The organism is Streptomyces sp. NPDC038135 (assembly GCF_055601245.1).
Window position 1 is genome coordinate 338180 of record NZ_JBVJXS010000005.1, and the last position, 13820, is coordinate 351999.

15 protein-coding genes are annotated in these 13820 nt (G+C 72.3%); 12 read left to right on the forward strand and 3 right to left on the reverse strand.

Annotation, left to right across the window (positions count from 1 at the left end; translation table 11 throughout):
* Positions 1-8 precede the first annotated feature (8 nt).
* Entirely contained in the window at positions 9-308 is a 300-nt protein-coding gene (locus ACZ7JA_RS16260) for an acyl carrier protein (protein WP_351666698.1), read from the reverse strand.
* A gap of 160 nt (positions 309-468) precedes the next feature.
* Here ACZ7JA_RS16260 and ACZ7JA_RS16265 point away from each other — a divergent pair, with 160 nt between their 5' ends.
* From ACZ7JA_RS16265 to serS, 12 genes are all read left to right on the forward strand, one after another.
* Positions 469-2106, forward strand: a complete 1638-nt coding sequence (locus ACZ7JA_RS16265; protein WP_351666696.1) for an aldehyde dehydrogenase family protein — start codon at positions 469-471, stop codon at positions 2104-2106.
* A gap of 35 nt (positions 2107-2141) precedes the next feature.
* Positions 2142-3284: an acyl-CoA dehydrogenase family protein gene (locus ACZ7JA_RS16270; RefSeq protein ID WP_351666694.1), complete on the forward strand. Its 1143-nt coding sequence runs from the start codon at positions 2142-2144 to the stop codon at positions 3282-3284.
* A gap of 52 nt (positions 3285-3336) precedes the next feature.
* A complete protein-coding gene (locus tag ACZ7JA_RS16275) occupies positions 3337-4641 on the forward strand; it encodes an aspartate aminotransferase family protein (RefSeq protein WP_450746652.1) in 1305 nt (434 codons plus the stop codon).
* Positions 4642-4643: 2 nt separating this feature from the next.
* Positions 4644-5126 (forward strand): type II toxin-antitoxin system RatA family toxin, encoded by a 483-nt coding sequence (locus tag ACZ7JA_RS16280; protein ID WP_351666690.1) that lies wholly within the window; start codon positions 4644-4646, stop codon positions 5124-5126.
* Positions 5127-5147: 21 nt separating this feature from the next.
* Complete coding sequence (locus ACZ7JA_RS16285) at positions 5148-5678, forward strand: hypothetical protein (RefSeq protein ID WP_351666688.1); 531 nt, start codon at positions 5148-5150, stop codon at positions 5676-5678.
* Positions 5678-6229 carry a flavin reductase family protein gene (locus tag ACZ7JA_RS16290; protein WP_351666686.1) on the forward strand — a complete coding sequence of 184 codons (552 nt, stop codon included), beginning with the start codon at positions 5678-5680 and terminating at the stop codon, positions 6227-6229. Before ACZ7JA_RS16285 ends, ACZ7JA_RS16290 begins: the two co-directional genes overlap by 1 nt.
* Entirely contained in the window at positions 6226-7206 is a 981-nt protein-coding gene (locus tag ACZ7JA_RS16295; protein ID WP_351666684.1) for a ferritin family protein, read from the forward strand. Before ACZ7JA_RS16290 ends, ACZ7JA_RS16295 begins: the two co-directional genes overlap by 4 nt.
* On the forward strand, positions 7203-8210 hold the full coding sequence (locus ACZ7JA_RS16300; RefSeq protein ID WP_351666682.1) for a beta-ketoacyl-ACP synthase III: 1008 nt from the start codon (positions 7203-7205) through the stop codon (positions 8208-8210). The genes ACZ7JA_RS16295 and ACZ7JA_RS16300 overlap by 4 nt, the downstream gene beginning before the upstream one ends.
* A gap of 68 nt (positions 8211-8278) precedes the next feature.
* Complete coding sequence (locus tag ACZ7JA_RS16305; RefSeq protein ID WP_046422004.1) at positions 8279-8509, forward strand: phosphopantetheine-binding protein; 231 nt, start codon at positions 8279-8281, stop codon at positions 8507-8509.
* Positions 8509-9729: a beta-ketoacyl-[acyl-carrier-protein] synthase family protein gene (locus tag ACZ7JA_RS16310; RefSeq protein ID WP_351666680.1), complete on the forward strand. Its 1221-nt coding sequence runs from the start codon at positions 8509-8511 to the stop codon at positions 9727-9729. Before ACZ7JA_RS16305 ends, ACZ7JA_RS16310 begins: the two co-directional genes overlap by 1 nt.
* A 172-nt stretch (positions 9730-9901) precedes the next feature.
* Positions 9902-11380, forward strand: coding sequence for an APC family permease (locus tag ACZ7JA_RS16315; RefSeq protein WP_351666678.1), 1479 nt, complete (start codon positions 9902-9904; stop codon positions 11378-11380).
* Complete coding sequence (gene serS, locus ACZ7JA_RS16320) at positions 11364-12641, forward strand: serine--tRNA ligase (RefSeq protein WP_470808807.1); 1278 nt, start codon at positions 11364-11366, stop codon at positions 12639-12641. Before ACZ7JA_RS16315 ends, serS begins: the two co-directional genes overlap by 17 nt.
* Before the next feature lie 58 nt (positions 12642-12699).
* On the opposite strand, the gene fabI is transcribed toward serS, so the two are convergent.
* Together fabI and fdxA are read right to left on the reverse strand one after the other, a co-directional pair.
* Entirely contained in the window at positions 12700-13467 is a 768-nt protein-coding gene (fabI, locus tag ACZ7JA_RS16325) for an enoyl-ACP reductase FabI (protein WP_389447988.1), read from the reverse strand.
* Positions 13464-13793, reverse strand: a complete 330-nt coding sequence (fdxA, locus tag ACZ7JA_RS16330) for a ferredoxin (RefSeq protein ID WP_351666672.1) — start codon at positions 13791-13793, stop codon at positions 13464-13466. The genes fabI and fdxA overlap by 4 nt, the downstream gene beginning before the upstream one ends.
* Positions 13794-13820: the final 27 nt, after the last annotated feature.

Consider the following 13820-nt stretch of genomic DNA (forward strand, 5'->3'; position numbering starts at 1 on the left):
ACGACTCCTCAAGCGTCCTGGATTTCCTGGGTCAGGTGGTCCACGAGATGGGCGACCGTCGGCTCGTTGAAGAGCACGTTGACGTTGATCGACAGGTCCAGGAGCTGCTCCAGGCTCTGCCGTATCTCGGTCAGCCGCAGCGAAGTGAGGCCGAGATCGAAATAGCTGACGTCGACCGGGAGTTCCTCGGACTCGTCCATCAGAAGTACCGCCCTGAACTTCTCCAGGACGAGTGACTCGATTTCTTCGGCGAGCTCGCTGCGCGGCAGGTCGCGCAACCGCTGGATCGTGCTGTCGACAGGTGGCATGCGGTCATGCAAGCAGCGCCGGCTGACGCCCCACTGACGGGCCGCGGGGCCGGCGTTGGCCGGATCGGCGCGGTCAGTCACGTGTCAGCGCCGGGTCAGATTCCGCTGCCAGGCTCGCATTGCTTCAAGAAATCCACACGCCATATCCGAAAGGCTGAAGATGCTTCGCGAAGCCGCGCAGGAGCAGGAGGAGAGTGCTGAGGCACCTTCCGGATTGAAGAGTTACGACCTCTATATCGCGGGCAAGGACGTGGCCGGTGACGGCTGGGTCTACACCGTCAGCGGGCGTTCGCTGCTGGAAGACGTTTTCACGAGCGTCAGCCTGAAGCGCTCGCTGGAGCAGGACCCGGAGTCCGAGGCGGCCAAGCACCCCTACGTCGTCGGGCGCTGCGCGATCGCGGACGACTCCGCCATCGACCTGGCCACCCAGGCGGCGGCCGCCGCCGCACCCGATTGGGCGGCCGTACCGCTGGAGCGGCGGATGCAGCTGGGCACCCGCTTCCGCGAGGAACTGATCAAGCACCAGGACGAGTTCCTGCGCATGCTGGTCGCCGAGTCCCACCCGGTGAAGCTGGCCCGGTGGGAGCTGAGCTGCCTGTTGCAGATCTACGCCCCGGGCTCCCTGCGCTGGTATCTGAAGCAGATGCGGGTGGAGAAGGAGTACAACGGCCGCAAGCTGATCCTGCACCGCCAGCCGGACGGCGTGGTCGCCTTCAACCCGCCGCAGAACGCCCCGCTGCCGAGCGCCGCCCTGTGCGTGCTGGCGCTGATGGCGGGCAACGCCGTGGTGGTGCGGGCGCCGCGCTCGATCGCGCTGTCCACCATGTGGTTGCTTCGGGACATCGTCGCCCCGCTGCTGGAGGAGATCGACGCGCCGGCCGGTGTGCTGAACGCGGTGTGCTCCAACCCCAAGCAGACGATGGACCGCTGGATCGCCGACCCGCTGATCGACGACATCTTCTACATCGGCGGCAGCCAGGAGGGTCTGCGCTTCGAGCAGAGCTGCGTGGCGCACGGCAAGAAGCCGATCCTCGAACTCGCCGGCAACGACGGCATCGTGGTCTGGAAGGACGCCGACGTGAAGTGGGCGGCCGAGGCCATCACCGAGTCGTTCTACGGCTCCGGGCAGATCTGCATGGTGCCCAACTACGTCCTGGTCCACCCGGAGATCGCCGAGACGCTGATCGCCGAGGTGAAGGAGCAGGTCAAGGGCATCAGGCCGGGCCTGCCCGAGGAGGAGGACGTGCTGCTGTCGCCGGTCCGGCGCAGCGAGCGCTTCTTCCGGCTGCTGCGGCAGGCGCTGGACAACGGCGCCGAGCTGCTCACCGGCGGCAACCGCACCGAGGTCGACGGCACCGTGTCGGAGACGGGTGTCTTCCTGCAGCCGACGGTGGTGCGGGTGGACGGCCTGGACCGGGCCCGGACGTACGACGTGGTCCGCGAGGAGACCTTCTTCCCGCTGATCCCGATCGTGGTCCCGGAACGCGACAACGACGACGCCCTGCTGGAGTCCTTCCTGCAGTTCGTCAACAGCAACGACTACGGGCTGCGCAACTCCCTGTGGTCGCGCTCGGACCACGTGATCGAGACCTTCGTGCGCCGCGTGGTCAACGGCGGTCTCCTGAAGGTCAACGACTCCCACATCGGCTTCCTGCCGTACCTGCCGAGCCACGGCGGCACCGGCCGCACCGGCGGCGCCTTCGGCGAGGCCAACTACCCGATGCTCAAGACCTCCCACATCCAGGGAGTCAGCATCGCCCGCGACGTGAGCCCGTACGACGCGGTCTTCGGCGCCTGACCGCCCTCGCTTTCGACGTCTTCCGGAGGTTTCCGTTGCGTTCCCTCGATGCTGCCCGGACCGTGTGCGAGCGGTTCCATCCCGGACTGCTCAAGGAGCTGGAGCAGATCCCGTACGCCGAGCGGGAGCAGCCCGGCAGCCCGGTGATCGACCTGTTCCGCATCCACGGCGGAGTGGGCCTGCTGATACCCGAGAGCTACGGCGGCCACGGCGCCGCCCCGCTGGAGGCGCTGCGGGTGCAGCTCGCCCTCGGCGCCCTGTCCCCGTCGCTGGTCGCGGCCGTCTCCATGCACCACTTCACCGCCGCGATGCTGTACTCGCTGGCGGTCAAGTCGGGCCGGCTCACCGACGCGCAGACCGCACTGCTGCACCGGATCGTCCCGGACCAGCAGGTGATGGCCTCCGGCTGGGCCGAGGGCCGGACCGCGCAGAACATCCTGAAGCCGGCCGTGACCGCACGGCCCGTGGAGGGCGGGTTCCTGCTGTCGGGCTCCAAGAAGCCGTGCAGCCTGGCCCGTTCGATGAGCCTGCTCACCGCGTCCATCGCCATCCACGGCGAGGACGGCGGCGAGCCGGAGCTGGCGCTCGCGCTGGTGCCGTCCGACGCGCCGGGACTGTCCGTGCACGCGTTCTGGGGCAACGACCTGCTGGCCGGCGCGGAGAGCGACGAGGTGCGCCTGGAGGACGTGTTCGTCCCCGCGGACATGGTCGTCCGGGCCGGCGCCGACGACCCCACCCGCCTCGACGACCTGCAGTCGGCCGGTTTCGTCTGGTTCGAGATGCTGATCTCGGCCGGATACGCGGGCGGCGCCGCCGCCCTGGTCGAGCAGGTGCTGGAGCGGCGGCGGGGCGGAGCGGCGGAGCGGGCCGCGCTCGCCGTGGACATGGAGGCCGCCCTCGCCCTGCTGGAGGGCGTGGCCCGCGGCACCGGCCAGGAGCCCGGCGACGAGGAGTCGGTGGCCCGGGTGCTGGTCGCCCGGTACGCCGTGCAGAACGCGCTGCCGGACATCGTGGCGCGAGCGCTGGAGCTGCTCGGCGGCCTGGACTTCATCGTCAACTCCTCGAGCGCGCAGGTCGCCGCCGCGACGCGTGCCCTGGCCTTCCACCCGCCGTCCCGCCTCGCCGCCGCGGAGCCGCTGCTCACGTACTTCGACGGAGGCCCGCTGGTCCTGGCCTAGCGCCCTCCCGGCCTGCCTCCCGACCCACCCACACCCTTGGAGTGAGCGACACGTGACCGTCATCCAGGACTCCCCGGCGCCGGCGCCGGTCTCCGCCGCCGACTACGAGGCGGACATCCTCAACCTCTACCGGGCCCACCTCAGCAAAGGCCGGGCCACGCTCGCCGAGCTGTTCGGCAGCCACATGGAGACGGCGTCCGAGGGCGCCTGGCTCACCACCAGCGACGGCGAGCGCTTCCTGAACGCCGGCGGCTACGGCGTGTTCATCATGGGCGCCCGCCACCCGATCGTCATGGAGGAGGTGGAGCGCCAGCTGCGCACCCACCCCACCGCGACCCGCATCCTGCTGGAGCCGACGGTGGCCCGCGCCGCCGAGTCCCTGGTCTCCGTGATGCCGCCCGGCCTGGACCGCGTGCACTTCGCGCTGTCCGGCGCCGAGGCGGTGGAGACGGGCCTGAAGCTCGCCCGCGCGAACGGGTTCAAGCGGACGGTCTCGATGCGCGGCGGCTACCACGGCAAGACCCTGGGCGCCCTGTCGGCGACCGCCAAGGACGTCTACCAGGCGCCGTTCCGCCCGCTCGTCCCCGACTTCCTGCACCTGCCGTTCGGCGACGCCGACGCCCTGGAGGAGGAGCTGCGGGCCCACCCGGGCGAGGTCTGCGTGATCCTCGAACCGGTGCAGGGCGAGGGCGGTGTCATCATCCCGCCGAAGGGCTACCTCAAGCGGGTCGAGGAACTGGTCCGGGAGTACGAGGGCTTCCTGATCCTCGACGAGGTCCAGTCCGGCTTCGGGCGGCTCGGCGAGTGGTGGGGCGCCGACATCGAGGGCGTCGTCCCGGACGTCCTGCTCACCGGCAAGGCGCTCGGCGGCGGCGTGATGCCGGTGTCGGCGGCCGTCGCCACCCGCAAGGCCTTCCGCCCCTTCGACAAGGACCCCTACGTCCACACCGCCACCTTCTCCGGCCAGCCGGTGCTGATGGCGGCGGTGCAGGGCGCGATCCGGGCGGTCAAGGAGGAGCGCCTGGTCACCCGCGCCATGGACCTCGGCGCCCGGCTGCTGCCGCGGATCACCGAGGTCGCGCGGCGCAACATCCCCGAGCTGGTCGTCGAGGTGCGCGGCCGGGGCCTGCTCATCGGCGTGGAGCTCGTCGAGGCCGGACTGGCCGGCGAGCTGCTGATCGAACTGTTCAACCACGGCGTGGTCGCCAACCACTCCATGAACGGCAGCTCGGTGGTGCGGTTCACCCCGCCCGCCGTGCTGGACGACACCGACGTGGACTTCCTCGTCAACTCCTTCGACCTGGCCACCCGCGACCTCGTCAAGGGCGCGGCCACAATGCCGGAAGGCGGTAACTGATCGTGCGGCACGTCGAACTCGATGCCCTGATACCCGCGGAGCAGGCCGAAACGGTCCTGCACGCCGTACGGCGCTGGGAGCGTTTCCCGGACCTGGCGCCCCACGTCAACGCGACCACCGTGCACGCCTCCTACCCCGACCCCAAGGCCTCCTCCAGCTGGGAGCTGCACTTCCGCAGCGGCCTGCTGCGCTGGACCGAGGACGACACCGTGCTGCCGGAGAGCGGCGAGATCCGCTTCGAGCAGTCCGACGGCGACTTCGACTCCTTCGCCGGCACCTGGTCCGTCCAGCAGGCCGGGGACGACGTCACCGTCCGCTTCGACGCCGACTTCGACTTCGGCATCCCGAGCCTGGAGGGCATCCTCGACCCGATCGCCGAGCGGGTCATCAAGGAGACCGTCGCCTGGGCGCTGACCGGCCTGTTCCCGGGTGTGCGCATCCAGGGCGGCATCGAACTCACCGAACCCGCCGCGGTCGGCGCCTAGCACCCGCGCGAGGAGCTGACCATGGACCAGGCGAACCCCTTCGAGACACCGCGCACGTACTCGCTGCACCGCGCCGAGTACCTGGTGGGCCTCGCCGTCACCACCGGAATGATCGTCTACCACTTCGGCGACATCCGCTGGCTGCCGGCGATCGGACTGTTCCTCTACATCGACCTGATCGGCTACATCCCCGGCGCCATCGCGTTCAAGAAGAGCGGCGGCCGGCCGATCCACAAGGCGTACTACGTCCTCTACAACGTCATGCACAGCCTCATCACGCAGGGCGCGGTGGCCGCGCTGTGGTGCTGGCTGGTCAAGCCGGAGTGGGCGCTGCTGGTGCTGCCGTTCCACCTGTTCGGCGACCGGGGCCTGTTCGGCAACTTCATGAAGTCCTTCGCGCTGCCCTTCGAGCCGGTGCGCCAGCAGGGCTACCTGCGGCTGCTGGACGACCTGGGCCTGCCCCACCCCAAGCCGGCCGGGCACGCCATGGACCCGGAGCCGGTCGGTCACGTCCCCGCGCGGCCGGCCGTCCGGGAGACGGAGGCCGTGTGATGACCACCGCGACCGATGTGCGCGCCGCCCGGCCGGTCCGCCAGGACCCGGCCGAGCGCCGCCGGGCGCTGTACCACCTCGCGTCCCCGGTGTCGGTGCTGACCACCGGCCCCGAGGACCGCATGCACGGCACGACCGCCAGCACGGTCACCCTCGTCTCGCGCTCGCCGCTGCTGGTCGGCGTGGTGCTCAGGTCGGGCTCGTCGTTCGCCCGGCTGGCCGCCGCCGAGGGCCGGTTCGCGATCAACGTGCTCGGCGGCGACCAGGCCGACGTGGCCCGGCGGTTCGCCGACAGCGGCCGTCCGGACGGCGACGCGGCCTTCGCGGGCCTGGCCTGGACGGCGGACCGGTACGCGCACGCCCCGCTGATCGCGGGCGCGCTCGCGCACTACGTCTGCCGCTTCCACTCCGCGCACGCGGCGGGCGACAGCGAACTGCTGCTCGGCCATGTCGTACGCGCCACGGCCGACCCGGGTCTGCCGCTGTTCAGTTACGCCGGCGGGCTGTTCGCCGGCTCCCTGCGTCCGGCGAAGGAGGCCGCCGCATCATGACCGCACCCGTTGCCCCCGAGGCGGACTGGGACAAGGCGCCCGGTCTGCTCGACGGCGCGAAGGAACTCACCCTCGGTCCCGAGGAGTGCGACCTCGCCTACTGGTTCACCTCGGTGGCCCAGGGAACCCTGCGCGACCGCGGGGCCACCGGCCACCACGAGAACGCGATCACGCCCGCCTTCCTTAAGGCGCCCGGCCCGCTGCGCGAGGCGCTGGTGCTGGAGTTCGGCTTCCGCGCGCTGGCGGAGGAGCTGGCCACCCGGCTGCTCGGCCACTACGTGTCGATCGCGCCCGGCATCCCCGAGATGGAGTTCTACGCCACCCAGCTCATCGACGAGGCCCGGCACGCCCGCGTGTTCCGGCAGCACCTGGTGGACCTGGGCATCCCGGCGGGCACCCTGCTGAAGGACATCGAGGAGATGGCCCGGGACTACCGCAAGCGGGTCCTGGACCCGGTGGTGGACTTCACCCTGGACATCGTGCGCGACCAGGCCGACTTCCCCGGCGGCGTCGCGGTGTTCGCCATCATCATCGAGGGGGTGCTCGCCCCGGCCGCCGAGCTGAGCGAGCGCAAGTGGACCCCGCTGTCCCCGGCGACCGGCGAGATCTCGCGGGGCACCGCGATCGACGAGATCCGCCACCTCACCGTGGCCAGCACCATCCTGCGCGACCACGTCATCGCGCACCCGGAGTACAAGCCGCGGCTGCTGGAGATCCTGCGCTCGGGCGTGAAGCTGTGGGACGAGATCCCGGACCGGGAGTTCGTCATCCACCGCGAGGAGCTGTTCCAGCAGGGCATGGCCGAGCACGCCGACAAGATCGGCGACTACGAGGTGTGGCCGGGCGTGCGGCTGCTCGACACCACCGCCGAGCAGCGCTACGACATGGCCGAGCGGTGGACCGACGAGATGGCCGAGGTCCGCATGAAGTACATGGGCCTGCCCGTCGAGGTCCTCGCCTCGGAGGCCGGCGCATGAGCACCGGGCGGGCCGCGGTCATCGCGGGGATCGGCTCGTACGTCCCGCCCAACGTGGTGACCAACGACGACCTGTCGCAGCGGCTCGACACCTCCGACGCCTGGATCCGCTCCCGCACCGGGATCGCCGAGCGGTGCTTCATCACTCCGGGCACCTCCACCGGCGATCTGGCGGTGGAGGCGGGCCTGAGGGCGCTGAAGTCGGCGGGCGCCGAGCAGGTCGGGGCGGTGGTGCTGGCCACCACCACTCCCGACCAGCCCTGCCCCGCCACCGCACCGCAGGTCGCGGCCCGGCTGGGGCTCGGGCAGGTGCCCGCCTTCGACGTGGCGGCCGTCTGCACGGGCTTCCTGTACGGGCTGGCCTCGGCCGCCGGGCTCATCGCGGCCGGGGTGGCGGACAGCGTGCTGCTGATCGCCGCGGACGCCTTCACCACGATCATCAACCCCGAGGACCGGACCACCGCGGTGATCTTCGCCGACGGCGCGGGCGCGGTGGTGCTGCGGGCCGGCTCGGCGGACGAGCCCGGGGCGATCGGCCCCCTGGTGCTCGGCAGCGACGGCGAGCTGAGCCATCTGATCGAGGTGCCGGCCGGCGGCTCCCGGCAGCGCTCCACCGACCGGCCGGTCGACCCGGCGGACCGGTACTTCCGGATGCTCGGCCGGGACACCTACCGGCACGCGGTGGAACGGATGACGTCCGTCTCCGGCGAGGCCGCCGAACGCGCCGGCTGGCGCCTCGAGGACGTCGACCGGTTCGCCGCGCACCAGGCCAACGCCCGGATCCTCGGAGCGGTGGCCAAACGCCTCGGGCTGCCCGAGGACAAGCAGTTGAGCAACATCGAACGGGTCGGCAACACCGGTGCCGCCTCGATCCCGCTGCTGCTGGCCGAGGCCACCGCCGAGGGCCGGCTCGCCGCGGGCCACCGGGTCCTGCTCACCGCCTTCGGCGGCGGGCTGGCCTGGGGCGCGGGCACCGTCGTCTGGCCGGAGCTGCAGACCTTCTGACCGACCGTCAGTGACTCATACGAACTCAGCGGTACGCGGGGTGCGTACGCCCTTCGAAAGGAACGGACATGCTGGAGCAGCTCAAGGAAATCCTGTCCAACAAGCTCAAGGTGTCGCCCGAGGCGATCACCCCGGAGGCCACCCGCGAGGACATCGAGCTCGACTCGCTCGCCGTGGTGGAGCTGTCGCTGCTGCTGAAGTCCGAGCTGGACCTGGACATCAGCGACGACGACCTCCTGGAGGCTGAGACCGTGGCCGACATGGTCCGGCTCATGGAGGAGCGGAGCGCGAAGGTCTGATGGCCGGCATGGACATCGCCGTCACCGGACTCGGTCTGGTCACCCCGGGCGGCATCGGGGTCGGGCCGAGCTGGGCGGCGGTCTGCGACGGCAGGCCGGCCGCCGCCCTCGATCCGGTACTGGCGGACAACCCCGTACAGATCTCCTGCCGGGTGCCCGGCTTCGACCCCGAGACGCTGCTCAGCGCGCGGCGCGCCCATCGTCTGGACCGGTTCGTGCAGTTCGCGCTGGTCGCCGCGCACGAGGCGGTGGCCGACGCGGGCCTGGACCCGCAGACCTGGGACGGCGCGCGGGTGGGTGTGGTGCTGGGCTGCGCCGACGGCGGCCCGGGCACCGTCGAGGAGCAGCACCACGTGCTGCGCGAGCAGGGCGCCGACCGGGTGTCGCCGCTGCTGCTGCCCATGCAGCTGCCGAACATGCTGGCCGGTCAGACGGCCATCGAGTTCGGGGCGACCGGGCCCAACCTGGTGGTGGCGACCGCCTGCGCATCGGGCGCGACCGCCATCGGGACCGCCCGGGACCTGCTTGCCCTCGGCCGCTGCGACATCGTGCTCGCAGGCGGCAGCGAGGCCATGATCACCCCACTGGTCATGGCCGGGTTCGCCCAGATGGGCGCGCTGTCGAAGCGGCACGACGACCCCGCGTCCGCCTCCCGCCCGTTCGACGTCGACCGGGACGGCTTCGTGGCCGGGGAGGGCGCCGGGATCCTCGTGATGGAACGGGTCGCGGACGCGCGGGCCCGCGGCGCCCACGTGCACGGCCGGATCATCGGCTACGGCGCCACGGCGGACGCCCACCACATGACGTCGCCCCACCCGGACGGCGCCGGCATCGAGGCGGCGGTGCGCGCGGCCCTCGCCGACGCGGGGGCCGACCCGGACGACGTGCAGCACGTCAACGCCCACGGCACGTCGACCCCGCTCAACGACCTGTCGGAGGCCCGCATGATCCAGCGTTCCCTGCGCGGGGACCCGCTGGTCACGTCCACGAAGGGAGTCACCGGTCATCTGCTGGGCGCCGCCGGCGCGGTCGAGGCCGCGTTCGCCGTGCTCAGCGTGGAGCACGAGGTCATCCCGCCCGTCGCCAACCTGGTCATGCCCGATCCGCGGATCGAGATCAAGCTGGCCCAGACCGTCACGTCGATGCCGATCGACCTGGCGCTGAGCAACTCGCTGGGGTTCGGCGGGCAGAACACGGCCCTGGCGATCGCCCCCGCGTAGGGCCTGTCGCGGAAGTCCCGCCGTTCGCCCGGCAGGCAGGACTTCCGCACCAGGCCCCGGACGCCGCCGGGCCCGGTCCGCCCGGCACGTCGCAGCAGCCGCCCGCCGAGAAGTCTCGGCGGGCGGCTGTCCCCGTCCCTCTCCCCTTTCCTCGGATTTCCTCGGAGTCGTCATGTCCTCCAGTGGTTCCCCGCCCCCGTCCGGCCGGCTCGGTACCGGGCACATCCTCTTCCTGATCGTCGCCGCCGCCGCGCCGCTGTCCGCGATGGTCGGCACCGTTCCGCTCGCGTTCGCCTTCGGCGACGGGGCCGGGGTGCCGGCCGCGTTCCTGTTCGCCGGGGTCACCCTGCTGTGCTTCTCGGTGGGTTACGCCGTCAGCGCCCGCCGCACCGGCGGCTCCGGCGGCTTCTACGCCTCCGTCGCCGACGGGCTCGGCCGGCCGCCCGCGGTCGCCGCCGGCTACGTCGCCCTGCTCTCCTACAACTGCGCCACCATCGGACTGGCGGGCGCGCTCGGCTACTTCACCCAGCTCGTGCTGGCGGCCCACGGGCTGACGGTGTCGTGGCAGTGGTGCGCGGCCGTCGGGCTCGTGCTGATGGCGGTGCTGGGCTACCGGGAGATCGCGCTCAGCGCCCGGGTGCTGGCCCTGCTGATGCTCGGCGAGATCGGGGTGCTGGCCGCGCTGGACGTGGCGATCCTCGCCCGCCACGGGCTGCACGCCCTGCCCGCCGCCTCCTTCTCCCCGCACACCGCGGCCGGGCACGGCGTCGGCGTCTCGCTGATGTTCGCGTTCGTCTCCTTCATCGGCTTCGAGTCGGCCGCGCTGTACGGCAAGGAGGCCAGGGACCCGCGGCGCAGCGTGCCGCGCGCCACCTATGTGGCCGTCACCCTGATCGCCGGCTTCTACGCGCTCACGAGCTGGCTGGCGGTCGGCGCGGTCGGCAGCGACAACGTGCGCGAGGTCGCGGGCAAGCAGATGGGCGACCTGTTCTTCGTCCTCGGCGACGACTTCCTCGGCAAGGCGGGCAGCACCGGGCTGCAGATCCTGCTGTGCACCAGCCTGTTCGCGGCGACGCTGGCCCTGCACAGCGCCGCCGGGCGGTACGCCCAGGTCCTCGCCGGGGACGGCCTGCTGCCGGGCGCGCTGGCCGCCGAGCACGCCCGGCACCGCTCCCCGCACCGCGCCAGCCTCGCGCAGAGCGCGCTGACCGCGGTGGTCGTGGCCGGCTTCGCCGTCGCGGGACTCGACCCGTACGCCGACCTGACCACCAGCATGCTCGGACTCGGCACCCTGGGCATCGTCGCCCTGCAGGCGCTGGCCGCGCTGTCCGTGCTCGGGCTGCGGGTGCGCACCGGCACCGGGCACTGGTGGCGGGAGACCGTCGCCCCGCTGCTGGGCTTCGCCGGTCTCGCCGCGTCGGTGTGGCTGGTGGTCGGCAACTTCGACATGCTCACCGGCTCCCCGTCCGAGGTGATCGCCGCGCTGCCCTGGCTGCTGCCGCTGGTCGCCGCGGGCGGCCTGCTGTACGCGGCCCGGCTGCGCTCGGCGCACCCGGTGCGCTACCGCATGCTCGGCGCCCGGCACACCGCCGAACCCGTCCCGGCCCCCTCCCCCGCCCTGTCAGGAGACCGCCATGCACGATCCCAGTGAGCTGATCGAGGCCGGCGAGGACGCCGTACGGCGCCTGGCCCGCCGCCGCCACGACCTCGACCTCGACGCCCTCGGCACCGCGCTGCGCGCCCGCTCGGCCGCGCAGTCCGAGGTGACCCGGCTGCGCACCGAGCTGAACCGCACGGCCAAGGCCCGCCGTACGGGGCCGCCCACGGAAGCCGAGAAGGAGGCCGCCCGCGCGCTGCGGGCCGAGGTGCAGCAGGCCGAGGCCACCGCCCGGACCGCGGCCGCCGGTCTGACCGAGCTGCTGCTCGGCATCCCCAACCTGCCGCTGGACGCCGTACCCGACGGCGACTCGGAGAAGGAGGCGGTGGAGGTACGGCGCGGCGGCCCGGACCCGCGTCCGGCGGCCGGCGCCCGGTACCACGCCGAGATCGGCGAGGCCCTCGGCATCCTCGACTCCCCCGCCGCGGCCCGTCTCTCGGGCGCCCGGTTCAGCGTCGCGCACGGCGCCGGGGCCCGCCTCGAGCGGGCCCTCGGCGGCTTCTTCCTCGATCTGCACACCCGGGAGCACGGTTACACCGAGCAGTCGGTGCCGTTCCTGGTCAACCGGGACACCATGACGGGCACCGGCCAGCTCCCCAAGTTCGAGGAGGACCTGTTCCGCACGAAGGTCGCGGACCGGGAGCTGTTCCTGATCCCGACCGCCGAGGTGCCGCTCACCAACCTGGTGGCCGGGCAGCTCCTGGACGCGCGCACGCTGCCGTACGCCTTCACCGCCCGCACCCCGTGCTTCCGCGCGGAGGCGGGGGCCTACGGCCGGGACACCCGGGGCGTGCTGCGGCTGCACCAGTTCGAGAAGGTGGAGTTGGTGCGGATCTGCGCGCCGGAGCAGGCGCAGGAGCAGCTGGAGCTGATGGTGGGGCACGCCGAGGAGTGCCTGCGCCGGCTGGAGCTGTCGTTCCGCACCGTCCTGCTGCCGGCGGGCGACATGGGCTTCTCCGCCCGGATGACCTACGACATCGAGGTGTGGCTGCCCGGTGGCGGCGCGTTCCGGGAGATCTCCTCGGTGTCCGACTGCGGCACCTTCCAGGCCCGCCGCGCCGACATCCGGGTGAAGCGGGCCGACGGGCGCAAGTCGCCGGCGGCCACGCTGAACGGCTCGGCCCTGCCGATCGGGCGGACGGTGGCCGCGCTGCTGGAGCAGGGCGTCCAGGACGACGGCTCCGTGGTCCTGCCCGAGGCGCTGGTACCGTACACCGGCTTCCGGCGGATCCTGCCGGGCGGCGCCACCGAGTGACCGCGCGAAAGGGGCGGGAGCCGAGGACCGGTCCTCGGCTCCCGCCCCTTTCGGCGGTTCAGGCGCCCGTCATGTGCACCCCGCCGTCCACGTGCACGATCTCGCCCGTGGTCCGCGGGAAGAAGTCCGACAGCAGCGCGACGACGCCGCGTGCGGCCGGCTCCGGGTCGGTGAGGTCCCAGCCCGCCGGGGCGCGCCGGGTGGTCCACACGTCGGCCAGTTCCGCGAAGCCCGGGATGGACTTGGCGGCCATGGAACGCAGCGGCCCGGCGGCGACGAGGTTGCAGCGGACGCCGCGGTCGCCGAGGTCCCGGGCGAGGTAGCGGCTGGTGGATTCCAGGGCCGCCTTGGCGACGCCCATCCAGTCGTAGTGCGGCCAGGCGACGGCCGCGTCGAAGGTGAGGCCGACGACCGAGCCGCCCCCGCGCTCCAGCAGCGGCAGGCAGGCCGTGGTCAGCGACTTCAGGGAGTACGCCGAGACGTGCACGGCCGTCGACACGTCCTCCCAGGTGCCGTCGAGGAAGGAGAAGGCGCCCTGGGGGCCGTAGGCGATGGAGTGCACCACGCCGTCGAGGGAGTCGGTGTGCTCGCCGATCCGCTCGGCGAGGCGGTCGAGGTGACCCGGGTCGGTGACGTCCAGTTCGATGACGGGCGCGGGCTTCGGCAGTTTGCCCGCGAACCGCTCGATCAGGGAGAGCCTGCCGAAACCGGTCAGCAGGACCTCGGCGCCCTCCTCCTGCGCGATCCGGGCCACGTGGAAGGCGATGGAGGCGTCGGTGACGACGCCGGTGACCAGGATCCGCTTGCCCGCGAGGATGCCGCTCATACCGCCGGCACCCCCTTCGGCAGCGCGCCGACCAGCGGGGAGTCGTGGTCCTGCGGGCCGACGGCTCCGCCGCCGCCGGGCGAGCCGAGACCGGCGAAGAAGGCGGCGTTGGACGCCGCGTGGTCGTCGCCCCACTCCTCGGGCATGTCGTCCTGGAAGTAGATGGCGTCGACCGGGCAGACCGGTTCGCAGGCGCCGCAGTCCACGCATTCCTCGGGATGGATGTACAGGGCGCGGCGGCCCTCGTAGATGCAGTCCACGGGGCACTCGTCGACGCAGGAGCGGTCCTTGACGTCGACGCAGGGCAGTCCGATGACGTAGGCCATGCTCAGCTCCTCGGATTGACGGACACG

Bases quoted from the DNA above. Each gene is read 5' to 3' on its own strand.
- ACZ7JA_RS16260 (WP_351666698.1), bottom strand. From the start codon at position 308: ATGCCACCTGTCGACAGCACGATCCAGCGGTTGCGCGACCTGCCGCGC.
- ACZ7JA_RS16265 (WP_351666696.1), top strand. From the start codon at position 469: ATGCTTCGCGAAGCCGCGCAGGAGCAGGAGGAGAGTGCTGAGGCACCT.
- ACZ7JA_RS16285 (WP_351666688.1), top strand. From the start codon at position 5,148: ATGGACCAGGCGAACCCCTTCGAGACACCGCGCACGTACTCGCTGCAC.
- ACZ7JA_RS16290 (WP_351666686.1), top strand. From the start codon at position 5,678: ATGACCACCGCGACCGATGTGCGCGCCGCCCGGCCGGTCCGCCAGGAC.
- ACZ7JA_RS16295 (WP_351666684.1), top strand. From the start codon at position 6,226: ATGACCGCACCCGTTGCCCCCGAGGCGGACTGGGACAAGGCGCCCGGT.
- ACZ7JA_RS16300 (WP_351666682.1), top strand. From the start codon at position 7,203: ATGAGCACCGGGCGGGCCGCGGTCATCGCGGGGATCGGCTCGTACGTC.
- ACZ7JA_RS16305 (WP_046422004.1), top strand. From the start codon at position 8,279: ATGCTGGAGCAGCTCAAGGAAATCCTGTCCAACAAGCTCAAGGTGTCG.
- ACZ7JA_RS16310 (WP_351666680.1), top strand. From the start codon at position 8,509: ATGGCCGGCATGGACATCGCCGTCACCGGACTCGGTCTGGTCACCCCG.
- ACZ7JA_RS16315 (WP_351666678.1), top strand. From the start codon at position 9,902: ATGTCCTCCAGTGGTTCCCCGCCCCCGTCCGGCCGGCTCGGTACCGGG.
- serS (WP_470808807.1), top strand. From the start codon at position 11,364: ATGCACGATCCCAGTGAGCTGATCGAGGCCGGCGAGGACGCCGTACGG.
- fabI (WP_389447988.1), bottom strand. From the start codon at position 13,467: ATGAGCGGCATCCTCGCGGGCAAGCGGATCCTGGTCACCGGCGTCGTC.
- fdxA (WP_351666672.1), bottom strand. From the start codon at position 13,793: ATGGCCTACGTCATCGGACTGCCCTGCGTCGACGTCAAGGACCGCTCC.